This window comes from Pseudomonas sp. LBUM1669 (genome assembly GCF_059695705.1).
In genome coordinates this window covers 6,342,802-6,369,540 of the sequence record NZ_CP166784.1, presented here as the reverse complement: position 1 = coordinate 6,369,540, position 26,739 = coordinate 6,342,802, and the positions used below count along the sequence as shown (strand labels likewise).

At 60.0% G+C, this 26,739-nt stretch carries 27 protein-coding genes and 1 pseudogene; 15 read left to right on the top strand and 13 right to left on the bottom strand.

Translation table 11 applies throughout. The features are described 5' to 3' along the window. Window positions 1–153: 153 nt before the first annotated feature. The 8 genes from hflK (ACA051_RS29625) to cfaB all read left to right on the top strand — a co-directional run bounded on the left by hflK (ACA051_RS29625) (window position 154) and on the right by cfaB (window position 9,439). On the top strand, window positions 154–2,112 hold the full coding sequence (gene hflK / locus ACA051_RS29625; protein ID WP_497375654.1) for a protease modulator HflK: 1,959 nt from the start codon (window positions 154–156) through the stop codon (window positions 2,110–2,112). Next, window positions 2,109–3,146, top strand: a complete 1,038-nt coding sequence (gene hflC, locus ACA051_RS29620) for a protease modulator HflC (RefSeq protein WP_497372926.1) — start codon at window positions 2,109–2,111, stop codon at window positions 3,144–3,146. The genes hflK (ACA051_RS29625) and hflC overlap by 4 nt, the downstream gene beginning before the upstream one ends. After that, window positions 3,143–4,201: a protease modulator HflK gene (gene hflK, locus ACA051_RS29615; protein WP_497372924.1), complete on the top strand. Its 1,059-nt coding sequence runs from the start codon at window positions 3,143–3,145 to the stop codon at window positions 4,199–4,201. Before hflC ends, hflK (ACA051_RS29615) begins: the two co-directional genes overlap by 4 nt. Next, entirely contained in the window at window positions 4,198–6,108 is a 1,911-nt protein-coding gene (locus ACA051_RS29610) for a heavy metal translocating P-type ATPase (RefSeq protein ID WP_497372922.1), read from the top strand. Before hflK (ACA051_RS29615) ends, ACA051_RS29610 begins: the two co-directional genes overlap by 4 nt. A 119-nt stretch (window positions 6,109–6,227) precedes the next feature. Further along, window positions 6,228–6,482, top strand: a complete 255-nt coding sequence (gene bufA2 / locus ACA051_RS29605) for a BufA2 family periplasmic bufferin-type metallophore (RefSeq protein WP_497372920.1) — start codon at window positions 6,228–6,230, stop codon at window positions 6,480–6,482. Between the two features lie 63 nt (window positions 6,483–6,545). Next, window positions 6,546–7,391 (top strand): MNIO family bufferin maturase, encoded by an 846-nt coding sequence (gene bufB, locus ACA051_RS29600; protein ID WP_497306575.1) that lies wholly within the window; start codon window positions 6,546–6,548, stop codon window positions 7,389–7,391. Then, a complete protein-coding gene (locus ACA051_RS29595) occupies window positions 7,382–8,170 on the top strand; it encodes an HvfC/BufC family peptide modification chaperone (protein ID WP_497372918.1) in 789 nt (262 codons plus the stop codon). The genes bufB and ACA051_RS29595 overlap by 10 nt, the downstream gene beginning before the upstream one ends. Before the next feature lie 84 nt (window positions 8,171–8,254). Further along, on the top strand, window positions 8,255–9,439 hold the full coding sequence (gene cfaB, locus ACA051_RS29590) for a C17 cyclopropane fatty acid synthase CfaB (protein ID WP_497306571.1): 1,185 nt from the start codon (window positions 8,255–8,257) through the stop codon (window positions 9,437–9,439). On the opposite strand, the gene cls is transcribed toward cfaB, so the two are convergent. Next, on the bottom strand, window positions 9,436–10,875 hold the full coding sequence (cls, locus tag ACA051_RS29585; protein WP_497306569.1) for a cardiolipin synthase: 1,440 nt from the start codon (window positions 10,873–10,875) through the stop codon (window positions 9,436–9,438). The two genes, cfaB and cls, sit on opposite strands and share 4 nt — an antisense overlap. A gap of 133 nt (window positions 10,876–11,008) precedes the next feature. On the opposite strand from cls, the gene ACA051_RS29580 reads away from it, so the two are divergent. Continuing rightward, window positions 11,009–11,530, top strand: coding sequence for a DUF3617 domain-containing protein (locus ACA051_RS29580; RefSeq protein ID WP_497306567.1), 522 nt, complete (start codon window positions 11,009–11,011; stop codon window positions 11,528–11,530). Window positions 11,531–11,607: 77 nt separating this feature from the next. Here ACA051_RS29580 and ACA051_RS29575 read toward each other — a convergent pair whose 3' ends face one another. From ACA051_RS29575 to folE2, 7 genes are read right to left on the bottom strand one after another with little or no spacing between them, the layout of a single operon-like run. Further along, window positions 11,608–12,513, bottom strand: coding sequence for a His/Gly/Thr/Pro-type tRNA ligase C-terminal domain-containing protein (locus ACA051_RS29575; RefSeq protein WP_497306566.1), 906 nt, complete (start codon window positions 12,511–12,513; stop codon window positions 11,608–11,610). Window positions 12,514–12,543: 30 nt separating this feature from the next. Beyond that, window positions 12,544–13,881 carry a dihydroorotase gene (locus ACA051_RS29570; RefSeq protein WP_497372916.1) on the bottom strand — a complete coding sequence of 446 codons (1,338 nt, stop codon included), beginning with the start codon at window positions 13,879–13,881 and terminating at the stop codon, window positions 12,544–12,546. A gap of 2 nt (window positions 13,882–13,883) precedes the next feature. Next, window positions 13,884–14,444, bottom strand: coding sequence for a gamma carbonic anhydrase family protein (locus ACA051_RS29565; RefSeq protein WP_497306564.1), 561 nt, complete (start codon window positions 14,442–14,444; stop codon window positions 13,884–13,886). Further along, a complete protein-coding gene (locus ACA051_RS29560; RefSeq protein ID WP_497372914.1) occupies window positions 14,441–15,316 on the bottom strand; it encodes a metal ABC transporter substrate-binding protein in 876 nt (291 codons plus the stop codon). The genes ACA051_RS29565 and ACA051_RS29560 overlap by 4 nt, the downstream gene beginning before the upstream one ends. A gap of 11 nt (window positions 15,317–15,327) precedes the next feature. Beyond that, a complete protein-coding gene (locus tag ACA051_RS29555) occupies window positions 15,328–16,194 on the bottom strand; it encodes a metal ABC transporter permease (RefSeq protein ID WP_497306561.1) in 867 nt (288 codons plus the stop codon). Further along, window positions 16,194–16,862 (bottom strand): metal ABC transporter ATP-binding protein, encoded by a 669-nt coding sequence (locus ACA051_RS29550; RefSeq protein ID WP_497310683.1) that lies wholly within the window; start codon window positions 16,860–16,862, stop codon window positions 16,194–16,196. Before ACA051_RS29550 ends, ACA051_RS29555 begins: the two co-directional genes overlap by 1 nt. Next, window positions 16,859–17,755 carry a GTP cyclohydrolase FolE2 gene (folE2, locus tag ACA051_RS29545; RefSeq protein ID WP_497306559.1) on the bottom strand — a complete coding sequence of 299 codons (897 nt, stop codon included), beginning with the start codon at window positions 17,753–17,755 and terminating at the stop codon, window positions 16,859–16,861. The genes ACA051_RS29550 and folE2 overlap by 4 nt, the downstream gene beginning before the upstream one ends. A gap of 86 nt (window positions 17,756–17,841) precedes the next feature. Here folE2 and ACA051_RS29540 point away from each other — a divergent pair. Beyond that, a pseudogene (locus tag ACA051_RS29540) lies at window positions 17,842–18,595 on the top strand (N-acetylmuramoyl-L-alanine amidase). On the opposite strand, the gene ACA051_RS29535 reads toward ACA051_RS29540, so the two are convergent. Continuing rightward, window positions 18,592–18,969 (bottom strand): glutamine synthetase, encoded by a 378-nt coding sequence (locus tag ACA051_RS29535; protein WP_497306557.1) that lies wholly within the window; start codon window positions 18,967–18,969, stop codon window positions 18,592–18,594. The pseudogene ACA051_RS29540 and the gene ACA051_RS29535 sit on opposite strands and share 4 nt — an antisense overlap. 143 nt (window positions 18,970–19,112) lie before the next feature. Here ACA051_RS29535 and zigA point away from each other — a divergent pair, with 143 nt between their 5' ends. Together zigA and ACA051_RS29525 are read left to right on the top strand one after the other, a co-directional pair. Beyond that, window positions 19,113–20,321, top strand: a complete 1,209-nt coding sequence (gene zigA / locus ACA051_RS29530) for a zinc metallochaperone GTPase ZigA (protein WP_497372912.1) — start codon at window positions 19,113–19,115, stop codon at window positions 20,319–20,321. Continuing rightward, a complete protein-coding gene (locus ACA051_RS29525; RefSeq protein WP_497306553.1) occupies window positions 20,321–20,971 on the top strand; it encodes a DUF1826 domain-containing protein in 651 nt (216 codons plus the stop codon). The genes zigA and ACA051_RS29525 overlap by 1 nt, the downstream gene beginning before the upstream one ends. Here ACA051_RS29525 and ACA051_RS29520 read toward each other — a convergent pair. Next, a complete protein-coding gene (locus tag ACA051_RS29520; protein WP_497306552.1) occupies window positions 20,968–21,324 on the bottom strand; it encodes an NADH:ubiquinone oxidoreductase in 357 nt (118 codons plus the stop codon). The genes ACA051_RS29525 and ACA051_RS29520 overlap by 4 nt on opposite strands. A 27-nt stretch (window positions 21,325–21,351) precedes the next feature. On the opposite strand from ACA051_RS29520, the gene ACA051_RS29515 reads away from it, so the two are divergent. Continuing rightward, the gene (locus ACA051_RS29515; RefSeq protein WP_497372910.1) at window positions 21,352–22,317 is read left to right on the top strand and encodes a CobW family GTP-binding protein; all 966 of its coding nucleotides are present in this window, start codon (window positions 21,352–21,354) and stop codon (window positions 22,315–22,317) included. Here the strand turns inward: ACA051_RS29515 and ACA051_RS29510 are convergent. Continuing rightward, the gene (locus ACA051_RS29510) at window positions 22,314–22,727 is read right to left on the bottom strand and encodes a DUF3301 domain-containing protein (RefSeq protein ID WP_497306548.1); all 414 of its coding nucleotides are present in this window, start codon (window positions 22,725–22,727) and stop codon (window positions 22,314–22,316) included. The two genes, ACA051_RS29515 and ACA051_RS29510, sit on opposite strands and share 4 nt — an antisense overlap. Before the next feature lie 120 nt (window positions 22,728–22,847). Here ACA051_RS29510 and pdxY point away from each other — a divergent pair, with 120 nt between their 5' ends. After that, a complete protein-coding gene (pdxY, locus tag ACA051_RS29505; RefSeq protein WP_497306546.1) occupies window positions 22,848–23,720 on the top strand; it encodes a pyridoxal kinase PdxY in 873 nt (290 codons plus the stop codon). Window positions 23,721–23,848: 128 nt separating this feature from the next. Here pdxY and ACA051_RS29500 read toward each other — a convergent pair whose 3' ends face one another. Next, a complete protein-coding gene (locus tag ACA051_RS29500) occupies window positions 23,849–24,331 on the bottom strand; it encodes an acyl-CoA thioesterase (RefSeq protein ID WP_219094686.1) in 483 nt (160 codons plus the stop codon). A 203-nt stretch (window positions 24,332–24,534) separates the two neighbouring features. Between ACA051_RS29500 and ACA051_RS29495 the strand changes: the two genes are divergently transcribed. Then, window positions 24,535–26,298, top strand: a complete 1,764-nt coding sequence (locus tag ACA051_RS29495) for a cation:proton antiporter (RefSeq protein ID WP_497306545.1) — start codon at window positions 24,535–24,537, stop codon at window positions 26,296–26,298. 21 nt (window positions 26,299–26,319) lie between these two features. Here the strand turns inward: ACA051_RS29495 and ACA051_RS29490 are convergent, their stop codons facing one another. Further along, window positions 26,320–26,727: an SMI1/KNR4 family protein gene (locus ACA051_RS29490; protein WP_007943369.1), complete on the bottom strand. Its 408-nt coding sequence runs from the start codon at window positions 26,725–26,727 to the stop codon at window positions 26,320–26,322. Window positions 26,728–26,739 lie beyond the last annotated feature (12 nt).

Genomic DNA, 26,739 nt, shown 5'->3' with positions numbered 1-26,739 from the left:
ACGTAATATGTGCGTTTGTGACTATTTCGGTCAAGGCTTCGGCGTAGCGACAGGTTGGGCATCTTTAGATGGAGCGATTTAATACAAAAATTTCACCACTTTCGTTATATCGTAACGAATTGCGATGTGGCCAATGATAAGCACTGGGGTGGTATGCAAGTCGATCTCGATGTCGATGGAACGCAGGTAGCCGGGCTGCCGCGCTTTCAGCAGGCGGTTTTTCAAGGGCGGCGATTGCGTCAGTTCGCCATCGGCCTGAGTGCCCTGGCGGCGGTCGGGTTCTTATTGGCGTTCTTTGTCGGGCTGTTTGCACCGCTGTCGCTGTGGGCCCCGTTGCTGGTGAATCAGAGCGCTGGTTTGCTGGTGCTGATTGCCGGCCTGCAATCGGCATGGTGGGTGACTCAGTGGCGCGCACAAGCGATGAACCCACCGCTGCCAGTGGTGGTTTCGGATGAAACCGTTGCTCCCGAAGGCTGGTATGAGCGACTGCTGGAGCGGCTCAGTCAGCGCTGGGTGCGCATGCTTGGGCAGATCGGCGCACCGACCCTCTGGCTCGCCGGTTGGGCGCTATTGGCGATCTACAGCATCAGCCAATTCTGGAACCTCGCGTTGCCGCCCGCTGCGTCGGGAGTATCGACGAGCGTCGGCGCCGCGCTGTCGCTGTTGCTGGCTTTCGGTTTGCTGGTGCTTGAGCGTCAGCTCGCCCAGGAAAACGTCGCCGAGTGGCCTGAAGCGGGGCAGTTGGCGCAACTGAGCCGGGTGGCGATCATTTGCCTGGTGCTCAGCGCGTTGTGTTTGTTGTTTGGCAGCGAAACTTCGGTCTGGCCGGTACGCCTTGCCGTGTTGATCGGGTTGCAGCCGGGACTGGTTGCGGCCGAGTTGCTGCTACGCGCTATGTTGTCGTTGTTCAGTCCTCGCCGTGAACAACTGGAACCGACGTTGCTGGCACGAAGTGTTGTCGCCGACATGCTGCGCTGGCCGCCACAACCGTTGCTGGCGTTGCAGCACGAACTGCATAACCGCTTCGGCATCGACCTGCGGCAGATCTGGGCCTTCACCTACATGCGTCGGGCGTTTTTGCCGGTGATGGCGGTGGTGGCGATCGTCGGGTGGTCGCTCACCGGCGTTCACGAAATACCCCTGCAAGGGCGGGGCATCTATGAGCGTTTCGGTAAACCGGTTGAGGTGTTCGGTCCTGGTTTGCACGCCGGTTTGCCGTGGCCATTGGGCCGGGTACTGAACGTTGAAAACGGCGTGGTTCACGAGTTGGCGACCAGCGTTGGCGAAACGTCGGCGCGGGTCGTCCTGGAACCGGCGGAAGGGCCGGCGCCGGCAATTGCCAATCGCTTGTGGGACGCCAGCCACGTGAACGACAAATCTCAGGTCATCGCCAGCAGCCGTGCCGACAAGCAGAGCTTTCAGATCGTCAACATGGACGTGCGCTTTGTCTATCGCATCGGTCTGACCGATCAAGCGGCCTTGGCCGCGACGTACAACAGCGCCGATGTACCGACGCTGATTCGCAGCACCGCCAGCCGGATCCTGGTTCACGACTTTGCCTCGCGGACCCTCGATGGTTTGCTCGGCGAAGACAGGGCAGGGCTGGCCGAAGAGATTGGCCGCGCCGTGCAATCCGATCTGCAGAAGCTCGACAGCGGTGTGGAAATTCTTGCCACGGTGGTGGAAGCGATCCATCCGCCGGCCGGTGCAGCCAACGCTTATCACGGAGTTCAGGCGGCGCAGATTGGTGCCCAGGCATTGATCTCGCGTGAGCGCGGGGCGGCAACGGAGGCGACCAATCAGGCGCAATTGCTGGCCAGCATCGCCCGCGATCAGGCGACGGCCAGTGCCCATGAAATCAATTCCACCGCCAAGGCGGCTGATCTGAAATTCACCGCCGAACAAAAAGCGTATGCCAGCGCCGGCCAGTCGTTCGTGCTGGAACAGTATTTCAGCCAACTCACGCAAGGCCTGGCCAACGCCAAATTGCTGGTGCTCGATCATCGTCTGGGCGGCAGCAACAATGCGCCGACCATCGACCTACGTACCTTCACGCTGCCGGCTGATCCTGCGTCGCCGCGCAATAGCGCTCAGCCGGGAGCTGCCAATTGAGCCAGTCGCATACTCACGATCACGATGACCACGCCGGCCACGATCACGGCCATGGCGGACATCACCATGGTCACCACCATCATCACGGTGATCCACAAGAAGCCGGGCAATTCCCGTGGAGGCGCATGGGTTGGGCGGCGTTGCTCGTTGCATTCGCCATCGCGGCAGCGAGTCTGGTGCAGGTTCGCTCGGGGGAGGCCACGGTGATCACGCGCTTCGGCAATCCTTCGCGGGTGTTGCTGGAGCCGGGTCTTGGATGGCGCTGGCCGGCACCGTTTGAAGCGGCCATTCCGGTCGACTTGCGGCTGCGTACCACCTCCAGCGGATTGCAGGATGTGGGCACGCGGGACGGTTTGCGCATCATTGTTCAGGCTTACGTGGCGTGGCAGGTACAGGGCGACCCGGATAACGTGCAGCGCTTTATGCGCGCCGTGCAGAATCAGCCGGACGAAGCGGCGCGGCAGATTCGCACGTTTGTGGGATCGGCACTGGAAACCACCGCGAGCAGTTTCGATCTGGCCAACCTGGTCAACACCGACGCCAATCAGGTGCACATTGCCGACTTCGAAGCGCAGTTGCGTAAACAGATCGATCAGCAGTTGCTGACCACGTATGGCGTTCGCGTGCTGCAAGTGGGCATCGAGCGTTTGACCCTGCCGTCGGTGACGCTCACCGCCACCGTCGATCGCATGCGCGCCGAGCGTGAAACAATCGCTACCGAGCGCACGGCCATCGGCAAGCGAGAAGCTGCGCAAATCCGATCCGCCGCCGAACGAGATGCGCGAATCGTGCAAGCCGATGCGACGGTGAAAGCTGCTGATATCGAGGCTCAATCCCGTGTCGAAGCCGCGCAAATTTACGGTCGCGCCTACGCCGGTTCGCCACAGCTTTATAACTTGCTGCGCTCCCTCGATACCTTGGGCACGATCGTCACCCCGGGCACCAAACTGATATTGCGCACCGATGCCGCCCCTTTCCGGGTGTTGGTTGACGGCCCGCCGACCCTCGATAACAAGTCCGGGTCGCAGCCATGAATTTAGTTCCACGTGGAACACATGAGTTAAGTAGCCCCTGGATTCAGGCTGGGCGATTGGCTTTTTTGGCGCTTTACGGCGTGACAGTTCTGGCTGCGTTAGCTTGGGCATTCTCCAATGTGCGTCAGATTGATCCACAGAACCGTGCGGTGGTCCTGCACTTCGGCGCGCTGGATCGCATCCAGAATGCCGGGTTGCTGTTGGCCTGGCCGCGCCCCTTTGAACAGGTGATTTTGTTGCCGGCAGCTGATCGGGTGATCGAGCGTCGGGTGGAGAATCTGCTTCGCAGCGATGCTGCCTTGCAGGCCGATCGGGTGGCGTCTTTCGCTACACCGCTGAGCGATGCGCTCGCTGGCTCGGGCTATTTGCTGACCGGTGACGCGGGCGTGGTGCAACTGGATGTGCGGGTTTTCTACAAGGTCACCGAACCTTACGCCTTCGTGCTTCAAGGTGAACATGTGCTGCCGGCACTCGATCGGCTGGTGACTCGCAGTGCCGTTGCACTGACCGCCGCGCGAGACCTGGACACCATTCTGGTGGCGCGACCGGAGCTGATCGGCACCGACAATCAGGCGGCAGAACGCCGCGAACGTCTGCGTGGTGATTTGGTGCAAGGCATCAATCAACGTCTTGCCGAGCTGTCCGCGACGGGGCAGGGACTGGGTATCGAAGTGTCCCGAGTCGACGTGCAATCGAGTCTGCCCGGCCCTGCGGTGAACGCTTTCAACGCAGTGCTGACCGCCAGTCAGCAAGCCGACAAAGCCGTCGCCAATGCGCGCACCGAGGCCGAGAAATTGACCCAGACCGCCAATGAACAAGGCGACCGAACGCTGCAAGTCGCCCACGCCCAGGCGAGCGAGCGGCTGGCCAAAGCCTCGGCCGATACAGCCACGGTGTTGAGCCTGGCCAAGGCGCAACAACAAGGCACTGACCCACAAATGTTGCTGCGCATTTACCGTGAACGGCTGCCGAAGATTCTCGGCCAGGCCGGTTCGGTGACGACGGTCAACCCGAAAGACGATTCCCGTCTGATCATTCAGGGAGCCGCGCAATGACCACCCAAACCGACGCCGCACCCAGCCTGTTGTCCTCGGCGGAACAAAGCAGCGCTGCACGCCAATTGACCTTGGCCATGCTTGCCCTTGGCTTGCTCAGCCTCGGGTTGATCTGGCGCTGGCTGTCACCGGAGCAGACGGGCGTCAGTCAGTTGCTGTTGGGTTTTGCTTCGTTGCTGGTGGCCGTGCCGGTGATGCGTTCGGCGTGGTACAGCCTGCGATATCCGAGCTTGCACGGGATCACCGATCAGCTGATCGCCCTCGCCATGCTCGGTGCCTGGGCGACGGGTGATCTGCTGACTGCTGCGTTGCTGCCGATCATCATGATCTTCGGCCACGTACTGGAAGAGCGCAGTGTGATCGGTTCCCAGGAAGCGATTCGCGCCCTCGGCAAACTGACCCGCAGTCACGCTCGCAAGGTTCAGGCCGACGGTGCCATCGTCGAAGTCGACAACGGCACACTTAAAACCGGCGACATTGTCGAGGTACGTGCGGGTGACCGGGTGCCGGCCGATGGTCGGGTGTTGTCCGGTCAGGCGAGCCTCGACACGGCCTCGATCACCGGTGAGTCGGTGCCGATCGAGGCGGGTGTCGGCACGCAGGTCTTTGGCGGGGCGATCAACCTCGATGGCCTGCTGCGCATCGAAGTGACACGCACCGGTAACGAATCGACCCTCGGTAAAGTCATTGCCCTGATGCAAAGCGCCGAGCGTTCGAAGCCGCCGATCACGCGTTTGCTCGAACGTTACGCCGGTAGCTACATGGTGTTGGTGTTGCTGTTGGCGGCGGTGACCTGGTTTGTCACCAACGATGCCCAGGCGATGCTCGCGGTGCTGGTGGCGGCGTGTCCGTGCGCGTTGGTGTTATCGGCGCCGGCCACGGCGATTGCCGGCGTGGCGGTGGCGGCGCGGCACGGGATTCTGATTCGCAGCTCGGCGTTTCTGGAAGAGTTGGCGGACCTGACGTCGCTGGTGGTCGACAAGACCGGAACCCTGACGTTTGGCACCTTGCGCTTGCAGTCCATCGACAGCCCGCTGGAGGATCGCAGTCACGTGTTGAAACTCGCCGCCAGCCTCGGCTCGGCCAGCAGTCATCCGGTCAGCCGTGCGCTCGCCGGGTTGGTCACGCAGGAGCATTTCCTGCTGCTCTCGGACATCCACGAGCGCCAGGGTCTGGGCGTCGTCGCGATGACGGAGCAGGGCGAAGCTGCACTCGGCCGCCCAGAGTTATTTGCGCAGTTGGGCATCGCCACTTCGGCCGTACCCGAACACGATGGACCGATTGCCGGGTTGGCACTCAATGGCGAATTCCTGGCCTGGCTGCTGCTGGCCGACAGCGTCAAACCCGAGGCGCGTTTTGCCTTGAGCGAATTACGTGAACTGGGTCTGGGTCGCCAGTTGCTGCTCACCGGAGATCGGCAAAGCGTCGCGCACATGCTGGCACGCGATGTCGGCATCAGTGATGTTGAAGCGCAGGCACTGCCTGAGGACAAACTCAACCGCGTGCTGGCGGAAATCGACAACGGTTTCCGGCCGATGGTGGTGGGGGATGGCATCAACGATTCGCTGGCCCTCAAGGCTGGCGTCGTGGGGGTGGCCATGGGCGCGGGAGGTGCGGACATCGCGCTGGCGTCGGCGGACATTGTGCTAATCGGCAGCGACCTGCGTCGCCTCGGAACCTGTGTCCGGTTGAGTCGCCAATGCCGGCATACCTTGCAGGTCAACGTGATCATTGGCCTGGGCTGGACCCTGGCGATTGTCGCGTTCGCGGCATTCGGCTGGCTCGGTGCTGCGGGGGCGATGATTGCAGCGTTGCTGCATAACCTCAGTACGTTGTTGGTGCTCGGTAACGCGGGGCGTCTGCTGCGCTTTCAAGAGCCATTGCTCAAGTTGAAGGATGGGCTTTAGGCGTCCTGAAACTTTTTTTACATCCTCTGTAACGCCGTTGGGGCAGCGCTCTCTAGTGCTGTGTCGGGACTGAACAAACTGTCCAGCCGACAACCCTGACGATTATCGAGGATATAAAAATGAACTTCAAAAACGCCACCGCCGGTGCTGCTCTCGCCTTCGCTGCTGCAACCCTGTTTGCCGGTGTTGCCAGTCAAGCCCAAGCCGCCGACGCTGCGCAGGTTCACTGCTACGGCGTGACTTCATGCAAAGGCATGAACGACTGCAAGACTGCAGAAAATGCCTGCAAGGGCCAGGGTGATTGCAAAGGTCACGGCTTCAAGGCAATGACTCAGGCCGAATGCATGAAGGCAGGTGGCAAGGTCGGCGAGTAACCGACCACCGCCTGCCGCCGCAGTGGTGTACGCCACTGCGGCCACTTTGTGAGGAGTCCGCCAATGTCTGCACCCCTTCCTTGCCTGGGCTACGGCCTGGGTTTGCGCAGTGCGTACTATCAACAGATTCTCGAGCAGTCTCCGCCTGTGGACTGGTTCGAAGTCGTCTCCGAGAATTTCATGGTTCAGGGCGGAAAAGCCTTGTACTACCTCGATGCCATCGCCGAGCGTTATCCGGTGGTGATGCATGGCGTGTCCCTGTCTATCGGTGGGCCTCATGCCCTTGATCCTGACTATCTGGACCAACTCAAATTATTGGCTGAACGAGTCAAGCCAGCGTGGATCTCCGATCACCTGTGCTGGAGCCGCGGCAATGCTCATCAGCTTCATGATCTGCTGCCATTGCCTTACACCGAAGAAAGCCTTTATTACGTGGCTGGCCGCGTGCGTCAGGTTCAAGACGCCTTGCAGCGGCCGTTGGTGCTGGAGAACGTCTCCAGTTATGTGCGCGGCGCCAGCGACGATTTCAGCGAGTGGGAATTCCTGGAAGCCCTTAGCCGGCTCAGCGACTGCGAGCTGTTACTGGACGTGAACAATGTCTATGTGAGCTCGCGCAATCACGGCTTCGATCCCTGGACATTCATTCAAGGCCTGCCAGCGAACAAGATTCGCCAACTGCACCTGGCGGGCCACAGCGATTACGGCAGCTACGTGATCGACACCCATGATCATCCGGTGAGTGATCCGGTCTGGACCCTCTATCAACAAACCCTTGAACACCTCGGCCCGGTCGCAACGCTGCTGGAGCGCGATGACCACCTGCCGCCGTTTGAAGAACTGCTGACCGAATTGCAAAAGGCCCGGGAGCTGGGTGACAGCGTGCTGGCCCGGAGGACGAAATGCGCCTGAACGAATGGCAACAGGCCTTTGAAAACTATCTATCGGGAAAGCAACCGGTAGCCAATGCGACGCTGGGAGCGAGCCTGATCGGCGGTCCGACGCTGGATGTGAACACTGGCCTGGCGATCTATCACAACGCTTACCAAGCACGGCTTCAGGAAGTGTTGCGCGGCGACTATCCGGCGATCCTGTATTGGTTGGGGGACGATGAATTTGAAGAGATCGCCGCGGCTTACATTCGCCAATCCCCGTCATTACATTTCAGTTTGAGGTGGTTGGGCAAAGGTTTTGAAACGTTCATCCGCCAACATCTGGTGCCTGAACAAAGCGCAGCGCTCGCGGAGCTGGCGGCCCTTGAGTGGGCTTTCACCCTCGCGTTCGATGCGCCTGAAGGTGCGCCGCTGACACTTCTGGAGATGGCGGCCCTGCCACCTGAGCATTGGCCTTCGCTGCGTGTCAGTCCGAGTACCACCGTGCAATGGCTTGAATGTGCTCACAATAGCGTTACGTTATGGCGTGCAGCGAAAGACGAAAGTGAATTTCCCGGGAGCTCAGCGTTGCAAGTGCCCCAAGTGGTCGTCATCTGGCGCAACGAACTTGTTTGTCACTATCGCAGCCTCGAAACTGACGAAGCAACCGCTCTAAAAGGTATGTTTCAGCACGGCTGGAGTTTTGCTGAACTGTGTTCCGATTTAGCAGTCATCTATGGAGAGGGCGCACCACTTCACGCGGTTACATGGTTGAAGCAGTGGATTCACGACGGCTGGTTACAGCGCCGCGAATCATGAAAAAAGGCTATTAAATCGATAGCCAGCTATTTTTCCAGGATGGTCTACCCTCACATCAGACGTCTGAAACAAGGGGGACTTTCCATGCTCGCGCAACTTCCACCGGCCTTACAGAATCTGCAGTTACCGCTACGCCTGCGACTCTGGGACGGCCATGAATTCAACCTGGGGCCGACGCCCAGCGTCACTATTGTGGTCAAGGACCCACAAATGGTTACCCAGTTCACTCATCCCAGCCTGGACGCGCTCGGAGCAGCGTTTGTCGAAGGCAAGCTTGAACTCGAAGGCTCCATCAGCGACGTGATACGCGTCTGCGATGAATGGAGCCAGGCATTGCTCGGTGACCAAGACAGTCAACCACTGCGCACCCTCCACGACAAGGAAACCGACGCGAAGGCGATTTCCTACCACTACGACCTTTCCAACGCGTTTTATCAGCTGTGGCTCGACAGCGACATGGCGTATTCCTGCGCCTATTTCGAGACCGGCAGTGAAACGCTGGAGCAAGCCCAGCAAGCCAAATTCCGCCACTTGTGCCGCAAGCTGCGGCTGCAACCAGGTGAATACTTGCTGGATGTCGGTTGCGGTTGGGGTGGGCTGGCCCGGTATGCGGCCCGTGAGTTCGGTGCAAAAGTGTTCGGGATTACCCTGAGTAAAGAACAACTGGCATTGGCCCGTGAACGGGTGACCGCCGAAGGCCTGGATGATCTGGTCGAACTGCAACTGCTCGACTATCGCGATCTGCCTCAAGACGGGCGCTTCGACAAAGTGGTCAGCGTCGGCATGTTCGAACACGTTGGCCACGCTAACCTGGCCGAGTACTGCAAGACCTTGTTCGGCGCAGTGAAAGAGGGCGGTCTGGTGATGAACCACGGCATTACCGCCAAGCACACTGATGGCCGTCCGGTTGGACGCGGTGTCGGGCATTTCATCGAGAAGTACGTGTTCCCCAACGGCGAGCTGCCGCACCTGTCAATGATCTCCGCCGAGATCAGCGAAGCGGGGCTGGAGATTGTCGATGTCGAGAGTCTGCGCCTGCATTACGCGCGTACCCTGGACCATTGGAGCGAGAGGCTGGAGGACAATCTGGACGCGGCTTCCAGACTGGTTCCGGAACAGGCGCTGCGGATCTGGCGTTTGTACCTGGCCGGATGCGCTTATGCATTTGCCCGAGGCTGGATCAACCTGCACCAGATCCTCGCGGTGAAAGCCCATGCCGATGGCAGTCATGAACTGCCATGGACGCGCGACGACATCTATAACCCTTAAAGAATCGGTGAAATAAGCCGGGCGATCCGCATGCCGACCTGTTGCAGGCGGCGGGTCTCCCGGCTTTCTTCTTTAGCGATCTCGTGGGCCTGGGCGAAGTCATCATTGAGCATTTGTTCGACCTCGGCGGCAAACGCACTGTCGACGGTCAGCAACATCACTTCGAAATTGAGCCGGAACGAACGGTTGTCCAGATTGGCGCTGCCGATGGCGCTGATTTCACTGTCGATCAACACCACCTTCTGATGCAGGAAACCCGGCGCGTACCGGAACACTCGCACGCCTGCGTGCACAGCTTCGAAGGCATAGAGGCTTGAGGCCGCGTAAACGATTCGGTGGTCCGGCCGTGAGGGCAGCAGCAGCCGCACATCTACGCCTCGAAGAACGGCCAGTCTCAACGCAGCGAATACGGCTTCGTCGGGGATGAAGTAGGGGCTGGTGATCCACACCCTTTCTGTCGCCGCGTGGATGGCTTCGACGAAGAACAATGAACAGGTTTCGTAGGAATCGGCCGGGCCACTGGCGAGCAATTGGCAGAGCACGCCGTCGTCCGGATACACGTCCGGCAGAATCAGCGGCGGCAATGATCGCGCCGCCCAGAACCAGTCCTCGGCAAACGATTCCTGCATGCAGGCCACCACCGGCCCACACACGCGGACGTGGGTATCGCGCCAGGGTGCCAGCGGTGGTTTCTCCCCCATGTATTCGTCGCCGACGTTATGCCCGCCGACGAAGCCCAGAATACCGTCGACCACGACGATCTTGCGGTGATTGCGGAAGTTGACCTGGAAGCGGTTGAGCCAGCCGCTGCGGGTGGCGAAGGCTTTGACCTCAATGCCGGCGTCACGCAGCGGTTGCACGTAACTGTGGGGCAGGGAATGGCTGCCGATGCGGTCGTACAACAAGTGTACCGCCACGCCTTCTGCGGCTTTCTTCAGCAGCAGGGTTTGCAGGCGCTGGCCGAGGCGGTCGTCGTGGATGATGAAAAATTGAATCAGCACCGCTTCCTTCGCGTTGTCGATGGCTTCGAAAATCGCGTCGAAGGTGGCTTGGCCGTTGATCAGCAAGCGCACTTCGTTGTTCGCCAGGCACGGCATGCGCCCCAGTTTCGGCATCGCCCGCAGGGACGCGTAGGCGTTGGAGGCGCGTGCGGTAAGCGCCTCTTCTACCCAAGGCCGCCAGTTGAGCTCGGAGATGGCCTTGCGCATTTCCTCGTTGGCCTGGCGCCGCGCCTTGATGTAGCCATCGAAGGTGCTGCGGCCAAAGACCAGATACGGAATAAGCGTGAGGTAAGGCATGAAGATCAACGACAGGGCCCAGGCGATAGCTCCCTGGGCGGTCCGGACGGTGAGTACGGCGTGGATGGCTGCGATCAGGCCCAGCGTATGAAGCAGTGCAATCATGTAGCCGAAAATGTGCGGTCCAAAGTAATCCATGGGGGGCAGCCTTGCTCCTGAAGATTCAATGCTTAACAGACCATGTTCCGTGCAGAATGTCGCTATTTAATTGGCCCATGAACTGAAGCCTGTGGCTGACGTCTAACGGCCACTACTGATCAGGAGTTACTCGATGAACGTTCGTCTGCTGGGTTTGGCCGTGGCTTTAGGTTTAGCACTTCCTGTGGCCGCTCAGGCGCAGATGCTGCAGCCAGGTTTGTGGGAGTTGACCACGAGCAACATGAAGGTCGATGACCAGAACCTACCGGACTTGCAACTGATCCTCGGTCAGTTGCAGGGCCAGATGACCCCGCAACAGCGTGCGCAGCTGGAGAAGCAGGGCATCACCATGGGCGGAAAGGGGATTCGCGCGTGCCTGACGCCGGAGCAAGTGAAGTCAGACAATATCCCGCTGACGGACCCACAATCGGGTTGCAAACAGGAAATCACTGACCGCAGCGGTAATCAGTGGAAATTCCGTTTCAGCTGCCCGAAAGCGCAGGGTACGGGCGTCGCCACCTTCCTCAGTGATCGTGAGTTCACCACCAAGGTCAACGGCACGTTTAATGCGACCGGCATTCAGCAGAAGGGTAGCCTCGATACCCGTGCGGTTTGGCTGGGACAGGATTGCGGGACGGTTAAGCCGAGAGCTTAAAAGCTTCGCGAGCAGGCGCGCTCCTACAGGGTCGGTGTGTATCCTGTGGGAGCTAGCCTGCTAGCGATGGCGTCGCTTCAGACACCCGCAATACCTATTGACCTCAACCACTCACACACCGCATCAACCGCCATCCTGCCAAAATCCTCCCCGGTACGGCTGCGCACACTGACAAACCCACCTGCTTTTTCTTTCTCCCCGATCACCACCAGATACGGCACTTGCTGGCTGTGCTCGCGGATCTTGTGGCGGACTTTCTCGTTGCGCAGATCAGCACGAGCGCGCACGCCACCCCGGCGCAACGCCTCGGCCACCGACTGTGCGTAATCAGCCTGGCGCTCGTCCATGCTGACGATGATCACGTGCGGCGGCGCCCGCCAGTCTTCCAGTTCCTGTTGGCTGGGCCAGCACGTGCCATAGATCCGTTGTGGCGCGATGCCGCTGATGTGATCGAGCGCGAATGCCTGCAACACCCGTGTTGCGGGGACATGCGGCCCCACTGACATACACTCGAAGTCCCCAAGGAGGTAGGGCAATGACTTTTCCGGGGGCGTCGATCCGGTTGAGGGCTTTCTGCGCCGGATCGAATGGTTGGTTGCTGCCAGGGTCCTCATGCGCGCTTCGATGCCGGCAAGGTCGATCAGACTCAAAGGACGCTCAACCGCGAACTCATAAAAGAAGCCGTCACCCAGTGCCGATCCGGTGTGCAATTGCGCTCTTGGATACAGTTGCTTGATGGCCACCGCCAGCATCAATGCGCAGGAGCGTCGCAAGATCTCCAGCCCATCGGGCTCTTGAGGCGTGACGATGTTGACCCGGGCATCGCACTCGATCATGAACTCACAGTCCACCAGAACGCCGTCCACCCGACCGGCCACGGCCGCCTTGGCCAGCCCGGCGCCGATGCTCGCGGCGAACTCATACACCGACAATGGTTGGTCGTATTCACGCAATGAACCATCGCTCAGGGTGATGTGAATCATGTCGGTGCTCTCGAGTGCAATAAACGCGCGTTAGCGCATAAACCGTAGGGGTAAACCCTGGCAGTTGTCATTAAGACGTTTGTCGTGCCAGGCGATTTGCCCCGATACGATCGTGGTGCTGACGCTGTGGCGAAAACGCTGGCGAGCGAAGGGCGTCCAGCCGCATTGCGACAAGACCGGCTGCCTGGAAACGGCCATGCCTTCTGGCTCTGATTTGATCAAAACGAGGTCGGCCCAGTAGCCTTCGCGCAGATAACCGCGGTCGGGAATGGCGAACAGATCAGCTACGCGGTGACTGGTCTTGGCCACGAGGGTAGTTATCGGCAGCACTTCATTAACCACCAGTTCCATTAACGCGGGCAGGGCGTGTTGCACCAATGGCAAACCGGCCGGGGCCTGGTGGTAGGGCCGTTGTTTTTCCGCCCAGGTGTGCGGCGCGTGATCGCTGCCGATGACGTCCAGTCGATTGCTCATTAAGGCTTGGCGCAGGGCATCGCGATCGGCCTGGGTCTTGATGGCCGGATTGCACTTGATCAGGTTGCCGAGGCTCGGGTAGTCGCGATCATCGAACAGCAGATGATGCAGGCAGACCTCAGCGGTAATGCGTTTGTGTGTCAGCGGTTTGTCTTCGAACAACGCCAGTTCACGCGCGGTGGTCAAATGCAAAACGTGCAGGCGGGTGCCGTGTCGCCTGGCCAGGTCCACGGCCATTGAGGACGAACGAAAGCACGCTTCGGCATCGCGAATCTGCGGGTGCACCGCGGCGGGAATGTACTCCCCAAAACGCTCGAGCACTTTCGCAGCATTGGCGTCGATGCTGGGCGTGTGTTCGCAATGGGCCAGCAGAATGGTCGGCACTTCGGCGAACAATCGTTCAAGTGTCTGCGGGTCGTCCACCAACATGTTGCCGGTGGAGGCGCCCATAAACACTTTCACGCCAGCCACTTCGCAGGGATTGAGCGCCGCGACGGTGTCGAGGTTGTCGTTGCTTACGCCAAAGTGGAAGCCGTAGTTGGCGACGGAGTTGATCGCTGCTCGACGCTTCTTGTCAGCAAGTGCCGCGAGGGTCAGGGTTGCCGGATTGGTGTTGGGCATGTCCATGAAACTGGTGATGCCGCCCGCCACGGCCGCCCGCGATTCGGTGAAAAAGCTACCCTTGTCAGGTGCCCCGGGATCTCGGAAATGCACCTGGTCGTCGATCATGCCGGGCACTAGCCACTGCCCTTGAGCGTCGATTTCGACGTGGGCATTTTCGCCGTGGATGCTGCTGGCGATCTTCACGATCCGGCCGTTGCTCACCAGCAGGTCGCCATCGAATTCCCGACCTTCATTCACCAATCTGGCATTGCGAATCAACACGCTGCTCATGGTCAAAACTCGTTCTGCAGGGCTTTGTAGCCGCGCACCAGATCGACGTTGGTGCGCGCTACATCCTCGGAAAATTCCGAGGCACTGACGCTCACCGGTGGGAACTGCGACAGGTCGGTGGTGGGGCCGATGCGGGTGGTGGAGGGCACGTAGAAGTCCTCGGGCAAGTCACGACCGTCGACCACCGAGTTGTGCCGCACCACGCAGCCATCGCCGACCGCGCAGTTGAACAGCACGCTGTTGAAACCGATGAACACCCGATCGCCAACCGTGCAAGGGCCATGAACGATGGAGCGGTGAGCGATCGAACTGAACTCGCCGATGGTCACCGCCGCGCCGGACTTGGAGTGGATCACAACGCCATCCTGAATGTTCGAGTTGGCGCCGATGGTGATCGGCTCCATCTCGCCTGACGCATCCACTTCGTCGGCCCGAATAACGGCGTAGGGACCGACAAATACGTTTTCGCCTATCACCACTTTGCCGCAGATGATTGCAGTTTTATCCACGTAGGCGGACTCCGCAATCAGTGGCAAATCGCCTGAGGGGTTCTTGCGGATCATGGCTTGCTCAATGCGTCGTAGAGGGTGTTGAGGTTGTATTCGAACAGTCCGGCGAAAGTGCTCGCCGGACCGGTCGCGGCGAGCGCGTCGGAGTACAGCGTGCCACCGATGTGCGCACCGCTTTCATCGGCAATCTGCTTGAGCAGGCGGGCATCCTTGATGTTTTCCATGAACACCGCTTTGACCTTGGCCTGGCGAATCTGGGTGATCAGTGCAGCGACTTCGGCGGCCGAAGGTTCGCGTTCCGTCGACAGGCCTTGCGGTGCCATGAAGTCGATGCCGTAGGCCTGGCCCAGATAACCGAACGCATCGTGAGAGGTGACGATCTTGTGATTGCCCGGTGGCAGTGAACCGAGCTTGGCCTTGGCTTCGGCGAGCAGTGCGTAGATCTGTTTCAGGTAGGCCTGGCTGTTGCGTTCGTAGTCGGCTTTGTTCGCCGGGTCGGCGGCGATCAGCGCCTTGGTGATGTTGCTGATGTACAGCTCGGTATTGGCCAGGTTGTGCCAGGCGTGAGGGTCGGGCACGGTCTCGCCGTCTTCATCCAGGGAGCGCGGAATGACGCCGTGGCTCGCACTGATGACGGGGGCCTTGGTCTCGGTGCTGGTCACCAGGCGGTCCAGCCAAGGCTCGAAACCTAAACCGTTTTTGATGATGAGTCTGGCCTTGAGCAAGGCTTTTGCATCGTCCGGGGTCGGCTCGTAGGTGTGGGCATCGGCATCAGGACCGACCATGTTGGTGATCTGAATATGGTCGCCGCCGACCTGATGGGTCATGTCGGCGAGGATGCTGAAACTGGTGACCACCCGAAGTTTTTCCGCCGCAGACAACGACATCGACAGCATCAGACTGAACAGCACGAGTAAAACGCGCATCGGAAAGCACCTCATTGGGATGTGAGCAAAGGCGGGCGGCGCAGCAAGCCGTGCACCGGACCGAACACCACGGACAGCACGTACAAACCGCCCGCCACCAGCACGATCGCCGGGCCGCTGGGCAGCGAGTAATAGAACGACAGCAATAAGCCGAGCCACACCGAAAGGCAGCCGAGCAGGGCCGCGATCGCGATCAACACCGGCAAACGACGACTCCAGAAGCGCGACGCGGCGGCCGGCAACATCATCAAACCGACCACCATCAACGCACCGATGGCCTGGAAACCGATCACCAGGTTCAGCACCACCAGGGTCAGAAATACGCCGTGGGCCAGCGGACCAAGACGGCTGACGGTTTGCAGAAAAAGCGGATCCAGGGTGTCCAGCAGCAAGGGTCTGTAGATCAGCGCCATGGCGATCAGGCTGAATCCCGAGACCCACAGCATGCCGGTTAGCGTCGGCCCATCGACCGCCAGTGCCGAGCCGAACAGCAGGTGAAGCAGGTCCAGGCGTTTGCCGGCGATGCCGAGGATCAGCACGCCGCTGGCGAGGGAAATCGGATAGATCGCAGCGAGACTTGCGTCTTCGCGCAAGCCCGTCCGGCGGGTGATCCAGGCGGCGAGTCCGGCCATGCTCAGGCCTGCGCCAAGGCCGCCAATGGTCAGTGCCGGGAGGCTCAAACCGGCGAACCAGAAACCGAGGGCTGCACCCGGCAGGATGCCGTGGGCCACGGCGTCGCCGATCAGGCTCATGCGACGAAGGATCAGAAACACGCCCAGCGGCGCGGTGCTGCAAGCCAGAACCAATCCGCCAAAGAGTGCCCGACGCATGAATACAAACTCGTGGAACGGTTGCCAGAGCTGAGCGGCAGCGAGCATCAGGCCACCTGCGCTTGCGGTGGTTGGCGGATCAATTCGGTACTGGGTCCAAGGACGCAGCCGCTACTTTTGATCAGAAGGCTTTGAGGAATGTGTTGGCGAACCGAAGCCAGGTCATGACACACGACCACCAGGGTTCGACCTTCGGTGTGCCAGTTATGAAGGTGTTTCCAGAGCAGCGACTGGCCCAGCTCATCGAGCGCGGCGTGGGGTTCATCGAGCAACAGCAAAGGCGCTTCGGCAAGACTCAAGCGGGCGAGCAGGGCGCGCTGCAATTCGCCGCCGGAGAGGGCCATCAACGTGCGCTGTTCCAAACCCGTCAGGCGCCAGTCTTCCAGCACGGCTTTGAGGCGTTGGCGGCGCGCCTCCGGCGATTGTTTGCTGCCCCAGAAACCAGCGGCTACCAACTCCTGAAGGCTGATGGGGAATTGTCTGTCTAGGTGTTGCTGTTGAGGGAGGAAGGAAAGCGAGCCCTTGCGTGGAACATCGAGGCTGACTTTCCCGGCCAAGGGTTTTTGCAGCCCTGCGATGACTTTCAGCAAGCTGCTTTTACCCGAGCCATTGGCGCCAATGACGGCCGTCAGACTTCCTTCGGACAACTCGAAATCTGCGGGCGGTGTGAGCGGTTGACCGGGTGCACCCCAGCGCAATGCCTGGCAACGGATCATGCGGCTACCCAGTTCCATCGGCTTTCGGCAACGGCATCGTGGGCATGAAGGCTTTCAGCGTGGACGACGCGTATGTGGAAGGCGTTGATACCGGGAGAGCGTTTCAGGGCCAGATTCAAACGGCGCGCGGCGTCCTCGCAGAACATCAGATTTTGCCCATTGGCCAGGGCGAAGGCTTGTTCATCGGCGCGCTTCACGGCGGTTTGCACGGCAGTACCGAGTGCCGCTTCGGCGTCATTGATGAGTGCAATTAGCGGCAGGTCATCCAGATAGTCGTCCAGTCGTAGCTGTAAACGTGCGGTGCTCCGTTGGCTGTGAGGTGTCGCAACGATGCCTTTGGTAGAGCCAAGCCACACCAATACATCAGCGTGTTGCAGCGACTTGTTGGCGAAGTCGTCGACGAATTGTTGCTGAATCAACTGCCGGGCAAGTGCGGCTGAACACGGACAGGTCGAGGCGTATGGAACATCGATTTTTAGTTCCACGTGGAACATCGTGTTTTTCAACCGCGCTTCGATGCTCACTTGATAGGTTTTCCAGCCGGCCAACGGACTGATCAACGCCGGTCTTTTGAGCAGTAAATCCGCATCAATTTTTAAGTAAGCGCTGTGGGACAGCCCTTGATGACTGTCGAGAAAGCTTTGAAGAACTCGCCGCAACAGGGCGGGCGTCAGGTTTTCCTGCTCAAGTGCTTCCAGCGCTAAATACAGCCGGGACATGTGAATGCCGCGCGCTTCTCCATCATCGAGGCTCACGCCGGCGTCTGCCTTTGCGCTAAGCCGTTGGCCATCGAACAACACAGGAAGAGCGATGCCGCACATGCCCACCCATTCGAGTGGCAGGGCTTGGCGTGAAGCCTGCGCGGCGATATCCGGCAGAGTCAGCGCATTCATGAGCAGGTCCGTCGTAGGAGTGGAGTTTCGTATGTTATGTTATTACATTGAAATCGACCATGCCTTTTTCACGAGCGGCTTCCAACATGCAAAGACGTCACCTGCTCAACTGGATGCTGGCCTGCGCGGCCTTCGCTTTGCCCTTTGGTGTTTCGGCCACGCAGATTCGCAACGCGCGGCTCTGGCGATCGAATGACAAGCTGCGTCTGGTATTCGATTTGAGCGGGCCGGTGCAGTACAAAACCTTTTCACTGAGCGCTCCCGAGCGGCTGATCATTGACCTGCGTGGTGCCAGCCTCAGCGGCGACTTCAGCCAACTGGCGCTTGGCAATACGGTCATTCGCTCGATCCGTTCCGGGCATTTTGGTCAGGGCGATACGCGGATCGTCCTCGACCTCAGCGGTCCGGTGCGCGGCGCGTTTCATGGCGCAGCGGGAGAACGGCGCGGACTTGTTGGGCGCCACCAGTCTGCTCAATCTCAAGGACAAGGACCCGATGCTCGCCGGGGTCATTCTCGACATGTCGATGAACGCCACCATCGCCGCGAGCTTGCAGCTGGGCAGCACCGTGCTCGGCAGCCTGGCGGGGATCACCACGCTGCATCAGAAGCGCGTGGAACAAGCGGGATTCGCGGTGCTGAAATCGCCGGACGTGCCGTCGATCCTGGTGGAAACCGGCTTCATTTCCAACGCCCGCGACAGCCAGCGACTGGTGACCGCACGCCATCAGCAGGCTGTGGCTGATGGATTGCTCGAAGGATTGCAGCGCTATTTTCAGAAGAACCCGCCGCTCGACAGCTACATCGCCTGGCAACAGCAGCAGAAAAAAGCGCAGGCCTAGCAGCCGCTGATCCTGCTACAGGTAAACCTGGCGCTACTGCCGCCTGAGCTGGAAAAGCGATTGATCGTAGTCCACCCGACTCGCCGGTTGTAACCGACCCAGGCTTCGCCGTCGGAGGCGATACCGGTGAAAAAGGTCAGTTGACCGTAACGGCTGTTGGTCTGCGCCCAATAGCGTTTGCCTACCCTTTCGAAACCGCGCAAGTAGATCGTGCTGCCGACGGTGTTGACGCTATAGGCGTTGCCATCGGCATCCACGCAGGCGAGCAGATTGGCGCTTCGGGTGCATGTGGCCAGGCTCGGGATCTGTGCCCAGGCGTCTACGGAGAGCAACAGCGAAAAGGTAACCAGCGCTGATTTCAGGGCAATACGCATGGGAATTCTCACGGAGTGGGCGGGTTTCAGCATCGTGACCTTTATCGTGGAGGGCAAGAGCGGACTGGCTTGATTGCATTGTTATACTATAACATTGAAATCAGCCCGACACTGCGATCGGGCATCTCTGTGAGGAAATCCTGATGCCCAATCGTCTCCCCGTGACCGTCCTGTCCGGCTTTCTCGGCGCCGGTAAAAGCACGCTGCTTAACTACGTGTTGCGTAACCGCGAGAGCCTGCGAGTCGCCGTGATCGTCAACGATATGAGCGAGATCAACATCGATGGCAGCGAAGTCCAGCGCGATGTCAGCCTGAACCGCGCCGAAGAAAAACTCGTGGAGATGAGCAATGGCTGCATTTGCTGCACCTTGCGCGAAGACCTGCTCGAAGAAGTCAGCAAACTCGCCAGGGATGGGCGTTTCGATTACCTGTTGATCGAATCCACCGGCATCTCCGAGCCATTGCCCGTGGCCGAAACCTTCACTTTTCGTGATGAAGAGGGGCAGAGCCTGGCCGACATCGCGCGGCTCGACACCATGGTCACGGTGGTCGACGGCATGAACTTCCTGCTCGACTATCAAGCGGCCGAAAGCCTTGCATCCCGCGGTGAAACATTGGGCGAGGAAGACGAGCGCTCGATCACCGACCTGTTGATCGAGCAAATCGAATTTGCCGACGTGATCCTCATCAGCAAGATCGATTTGATCAGCCGCCACGAACGCGAAGAGCTGATCGCGATCCTTGAACGCCTCAACGCTCAGGCGCACATCATCCCGATGGTTATGGGTGAAGTCCCCCTGAAGGAAATCCTCAACACCGGGCGTTTCGACTTTGAAAAGGCTGCTCAAGCGCCAGGCTGGCTGCAAGAGTTACGCGGCGAACACGTGCCGGAGACCGAGGAGTACGGCATCGCCTCGACGGCCTACCGAGCCCGCCGACCGTTCCATCCACAACGTTTTTTCAGCTTCATCGATCGACCATGGGTGAACGGCAAACTGCTGCGCTCCAAAGGCTTTTTCTGGCTGGCCAGCAAGCACACTGACGCGGGTAGCTGGTCCCAGGCCGGTGGCTTGATGCGCCACGGTTTCGCCGGGCGCTGGTGGCGCTTCGTGCCAAAAACCGAGTGGCCGCAGGACGAAGAAAGCATGGCCGGGATCATGGAAAACTGGACGGCCGCCACCGGCGATTGCCGTCAGGAGTTGGTGTTCATCGGTCAGAACATCGACTTCACGCAACTCACCGCTGAACTCGACAATTGCCTGCTGAGCGATGATGAAATGGCCATGGGTGTCGAGGGCTGGCGCTTGCTGTCAGATCCGTTCGGCCCTTGGCACGAAGAGGTTGCCGCCTGATGTTGGCGCCCAGCCTGAAGCCGAGGCCGATCGTTCATCAGGTTCAAGGCGAAACGCCGCAAACCTTGACTCGAATTCTTGAGGACGGGGTAAATCTGGCCGTCTGGCGGCGCCAGCTCCCGGCTCACATCAGTGATTTCGGGTGCTTGTTGCTGTCCCTGAGCGAACCGCTGGCTGAGTCGCTGGTCCTGGAATTGTCCAGCGATGACGCCGAACCCAATCTACATGGGCTGGCCTCACGATTCAGCGATATCGAAGGGTATGCCGGTTTCATTGCCGACGTGTCCTGGCTGGTCAGCGCATTCGCCTGTCTGTTGGGCGCCAAGCGCATCGGCCTGCGCGTGCGCGTTCTGGACAAGGCCATGTGCCCGCGCTTTCACGTCGATCATGTGCCGGTGCGGCTGATTACTACGTATTCCGGCACCGGCAGTCAGTGGCTGAAAGAGGGGGTGATGGATCGCCGGCAATTCGGAAAACCTGAAGCCGAACCCACGCAAGATTCGCTGATCGAGCAAATCGCCAGCGGCGAAGTGGCACTGCTCAAAGGCGAGAAATGGCACGGCAACGAAGGTTCCGGCCTGATCCACCGTTCGCCGCAACCCGCGTCGGGCGAACGTCGTTTGATTCTGACCCTGGATTGGCTGGCTTAAGGCTTGAGCCAGTTGCCTTGGCTCTGGCCTTCGCAAAACGGCTTCAGATACGCCGCATCGGTGGCCACGCCGTAATAGTGAATATCCTGCCGGTAAGGCATATTGGCGACTTGGGCGTTGCTGCACACGCCGAACGCGCCGGTGGGGCATTGGTCGACGTATTGCACCTCGACTTTCTGCCCGGGAAGATTCGGTTGGCAGAATCCGTCGGCGAAGAGCTTTTCCGGGATGTTGCGGTTCTGCTGGCAGACTTTTACGTCGAGTCGCTCGGCTGTGCTATGTACTACGCAAGCCTGGGCCAGCGCTTCGCCGGAACAGAGCGCCAACACCAACGACAATCCCATCAACCGCATCCATTACCTCCTCAGAAAACATCGACCATGTTGCAGAACATTCCCACTCACGTCATTGCCGGCCCATTGGGCGCGGGCAAGACCAGTTTGATCAAGCACCTCCTGGCGCAGCAGCCAGCGAACGAACGCTGGGCGGTGCTGATCAACGAGTTCGGCCAGATCGGCCTCGATGCCGCGCTGCTGACCCAGGACGCCGATGGTATCGCACTGGGGGAAGTGGCCGGGGGCTGTTTGTGTTGCGTGAACGGTGCGCCGTTTCAGATCGGCCTCGGGCGGTTGCTGCGCAAGGCGCGGCCGGATCGGCTGTTCATCGAGCCTTCAGGGCTGGGCCACCCGGCGCAGTTGCTCAAGCAATTGAGTGAAGCACCGTGGCAAGGCGTACTGGCGGTACAACCTTGTGTACTGGTTTTGGATGCCCAGGCGCTCGCGGTCGGTAAACCATTGCCCGAGGCGCAACAGGAGGCGTTGAGCAGTGCCGGTTTGTTGTTGCTGAACAAGGCGGAAGGTCTCGACGTCAATGATCGCCAGCGAATCGCCGCGCAGCTGCCTGCTCGCCCGTTGTACTGGACGCAGCAAGCGCGCCTGCCGTTGAGCGAATTACCGGGCCTTGGCGCTCAGGCGGTGGCGGGTGTGGATAACTTCATCGTGCCCAGGGGATTGGCGCAGATGCCGGCCATCTGGACCGATCCTGCGCTGCCGATTTGCTTGAGTCAGGCGCAGGAGGGCGGCTGGAGTGTCGGCTGGCGTTGGCATCCGACGCAGACCTTCGATGTGGCGCGCGTTGGCCAGTGGCTTGAAAGCATTGCCTGGCGGCGGGCGAAACTGGTTATCCACTGCCTCGATGGCTGGGTTTCGGCGAATGCGCTGGATAATTCGCCGTTGGAATGGCAGCCCAGTGAATGGCGCCTGGATTCGCGGATCGAACTGATTTTTGGTGAGCCGCAGAATATGGATTCACTGCAGAAAGCGTTGGCCGACTGTCGGACCGGTTAAGGACGCCACTTGGTGTGTTCTTGCCGCCACTGGCTCAGCTCGATCACATCCGCGCGAGGCTTCACTACGTCGACCACCGCAGGCGTGTCGTCGAACGGCATCGGGTAGGGCGCCAACTCGATCTGCGCGCTGTGGGCGCCGAACTGAGTGATGGTGCCGTTGTGGCGAGTTTCGCCGGTCACGGTGAACTCGAAGTTGTACACGCGGGCCAGGCGCCGCCGGTCGTTGGCATCTTTGATGAACGCGATCTTTTTCAATGCCACGTTGCCGTCCAGCAGCTCGATGCCGAGCTTGGTGCAATGCAGCTTGACCCGTTCCAGCGCGCGCTCGCGCAGCCCGTGGTTGTGCCACAGCCACGCGCCGCCGGTGGCGAGCAGCATCAACACAAAGATATTTCCGAGGGTCAGCATCAACAGGTTGCTCCAACAAGATAGTGCCAGCTTAACTGCGTCGCCGGTCTGTCGTACAGGCCGTGTTTCGTCGCATACTGCGCGGCTCGAATTTCAATCGTTTGACGGAAAACACACCGCATGAAACGCACGCCCCACCTGCTCGCCATCCAGTCCCACGTGGTGTTCGGCCACGCTGGCAACAGCGCCGCGGTTTTCCCGATGCAGCGGGTCGGGGTGAACGTCTGGCCGCTCAACACCGTGCAGTTCTCCAATCACACCCAATACGGCCAGTGGACCGGTGAAGTGCTGGCGCCGCACCAGATCCCCGAGTTGGTCGAAGGGATCGCGGCGATTGGCGAGCTGGGCAACTGCGATGCGGTGCTGTCCGGTTACCTCGGCAGTGCGGCTCAGGGCCGGGCGATCCTGACGGGCGTGGCGCGGATCAAGTCGATGAACCCCAAGGCGCTTTATTTGTGCGACCCGGTGATGGGCCATCCGGAGAAGGGCTGCAGCGTGCCGGCCGAAGTCAGCGATTTCCTGCTGGAAGAGGCGGCTTCGGTGGCGGACTTCATGTGCCCGAACCAGTTGGAGCTCGACAGCTTCTCGGGGCGCAAGCCGCAGTCGCTGTTCGATTGCCTGGCGATGGCGCGCGCACTGCTGGCGCGCGGACCTAAAGCGGTGTTGGTCAAGCATCTGGACTATCCCGGCAAACCGGCGGATGGCTTCGAGATGTTGCTGGTGACGGCTGAAGGCAGCTGGCACTTGCGTCGTCCGCTGTTGGCGTTTCCGCGTCAGCCGGTGGGCGTTGGTGACCTGACGTCGGGGCTGTTCCTGGCGCGTGTGCTGTTGGGCGACAGCCTGTTGGCGGCCTTCGAGTTCACGGCGGCAGCAGTGCATGAAGTGCTGCTGGAAACCCAGGCGTGTGCCAGCTATGAGCTGGAGCTGGTACGGGCTCAGGACCGGATTGCGCATCCGCGGGTGAAGTTCGAAGCGACCGCCATCAGCCTCTGAATCCGCAGTGAGCCCATTCGCGAGCAAGCCCGCTCCCACATTGACGCTGTGAACGCCGCAGGACAAATGTGGGAGCGGGCTTGCTCGCGAAGGCTATCTAAGGCACGCCATCAAACAGACTGAACGGCTCAGGCATCGCCCTTGATTTCCTGATACCGCTTTTCCAATTCCTGACGAATCTGCCGACGTTGCTGTGCCTGAATGAAGCGGCGCTTGTCTTCGCTATTCTGCGGTTGCAGCGGCGGGACAGCCGCCGGTTTGCGGTCGTCATCCACTGCCACCATGGTGAAGAAGCAGCTATTGGTGTGGCGCACCGAGCGCTCGCGGATGTTCTCGGTCACCACCTTGATGCCAACCTCCATGGAGGTGTTGCCGGTGTAGTTGACCGAGGCCAGGAAGGTCACCAACTCGCCGACATGGATCGGCTCGCGGAAAATCACCTGGTCCACCGACAGAGTCACCACGTAGCGGCCGGCGTAACGGCTGGCGCAGGCGTAGGCCACTTCGTCGAGGTATTTGAGCAGGGTACCGCCGTGGACATTGCCAGAGAAGTTGGCCATGTCTGGGGTCATCAATACCGTCATCGACAGCTGGGCGTTTCCGGGTTCCATAGCGTTCTCACGGGTCAGGCAGAATGGCGGAAGGGCGGCACCTCTGCGGGTGCCTGGAAGGTTTTTTTCAAACCACAGTTATCGGGACGCCGGGCGGCTGGTCGCCGTCACGCCGGATCGATCTGTTTCCATATATTGCACCGCCTTTCTGGCGGAAGTCGCGGTGTTAACCTCCGGACGTCCACCTCAAGGAGCCCGACACGATGCATGCCATCAGTTTTATTCAGGATCTGGCAGTGATCATGTTGGTCGCAGGGGTGGTGACGGTGCTCTTTCATCGCTTCAAACAACCGGTGGTGCTGGGCTATATCGTCGCCGGCTTCATCATCGGCCCGCACACACCGCCGTTCGGCCTGATCCACGACGAAGAAACCATCAAGACGCTTGCGGAACTCGGGGTGATTTTCCTGATGTTCTGCCTGGGCCTGGAGTTCAGCCTGCGCAAGCTGTTCAAGGTCGGAGCCACGGCATTCATCGCGGCGTTCCTCGAAATTGTGCTGATGATCTGGATTGGCTACGAAATCGGCCAATGGTTCGACTGGAACACTATGGACTCACTGTTCCTCGGCGCGATCCTGGCGATTTCCTCGACCACCATCATCGTCAAGGCACTCAACGACCTGAAGATGAAAAACGAGCGCTTCGCTCAGTTGATCTTCGGTGTACTGATCGTCGAGGACATCCTCGGTATCGGCATCATTGCCTTGCTGTCGAGCATCGCGGTCAGCGGCACGGTCAGTTCCGGCGAAGTGTTTTCCACGGTGGGCAAGCTCTCGCTGTTCATGATCGTTGCGCTGGTGATCGGCATCTTGCTGGTGCCGCGATTACTGGCCTACGTGGCGAAGTTCGAGAGCAATGAAATGCTGCTGATCACAGTGCTGGGCCTGTGTTTCGGCTTCTGCCTGCTGGTGGTCAAGCTCGAATACAGCATGGTCCTGGGCGCGTTCCTGATTGGGGCGATCATGGCCGAGTCGCGGCAGTTGCTGAAGATCGAGCGCCTGATCGAGCCGGTTCGCGACCTGTTCAGTGCCATCTTCTTTGTGGCTATCGGGCTGATGCTTGATCCGATGATCCTGCTGCAATACGCCTGGCCGATCGCGGTGATCACCGTGGCCGTAGTGCTCGGCAAAATGCTTTCCTGCGGTCTCGGGGCGTTTATCGCCGGCAATGACGGACGCACCTCACTGCGTGTGGGGATGGGGCTTTCGCAGATCGGCGAATTTTCTTTCATCATTGCCGCGCTGGGCATGACGCTGCAGGTCACCAGCCATTTCCTCTACCCGGTCGCCGTGGCGGTCTCGGTGATTACCACGTTGCTGACACCGTATCTGATCCGCGCGGCTGATCCGCTGTCCATCAAGCTTGCAGCAGTGATGCCGCAACGACTGGGTCGAGTGTTGGGAATGTATGGCGAGTGGCTGCGCAGCATCCAGCCTCAGGGCGAGGGCGCGTTACTGGCGTCGATGATCCGGCGGATTCTGTTACAGGTCGGGGTCAATCTGGCGCTGGTGATTGCGATCTTTTTTTCCGGCGCGTTCTTCGCCAAACGCATGTCCGCTTATCTGCAAGACTGGATCAGCGATCCGAGCTGGCAAAAAGCGTTGATCTGGGGTGGGGCATTGCTGTTGTCGCTGCCATTCCTGATCGCCGCCTATCGCAAGCTTAAGGCGCTGTCGATGCTGCTGGCGGAGATGGGCGTGAAACCGGAAATGGCGGGCCGACATACGCAGCGAGTGCGTCGGGTGATCGCCGAAGTGATCCCCATTCTCTCGCTGCTGGTGATCTTCCTGCTGCTGGCAGCCTTGTCGGCCAGTATCTTGCCGACCAACAAGTTGCTGGTCCTGATCGTCGTGGTTGCGGCCGGGGTGGCGGCACTGCTCTGGCGCTGGTTCATCCGCGTGCACACGCGGATGCAGGTGGCTTTGCTCGAAACGCTGGACAACCATAAGGAAACGTCCGGGCATTGACCACGCGGCGTGTCAGACGACTCAGCTTTCCAGCCAGACGTCCCGTGCCCAGTGCCACACCGATTCCCAGGTTTCTTCGGCAATCAGTTCTTCTTCGGCCTGCCACAGCACCACGGTGCCGTCTTCTTCGACCAGGTAGTAGTCATCACCGTCCTGGCAGATCGGGATCATGCTGCGGTCAACACCTGCGTCCCAGGCGTTGGCTGCAACGTCCGGCAGGTAGGTGTGGGATTGCGGGTCGGTGACGGTCACCGGCTCCAGGCTGCCGTAGACAACATCGCTGACGGTCAACAAAAACTCTCTGAAGACGAAGGGAATGTCGATGAACAGTTGTTCCTCGATTTCCACAATCTGGTCTTCGTCAGGCAACTCCAAGGGGACCGGTACCGGTTCGTTGGCTTCACGCAGTTGTTCGATGATTTCTTCCACGTCCGGGATCCT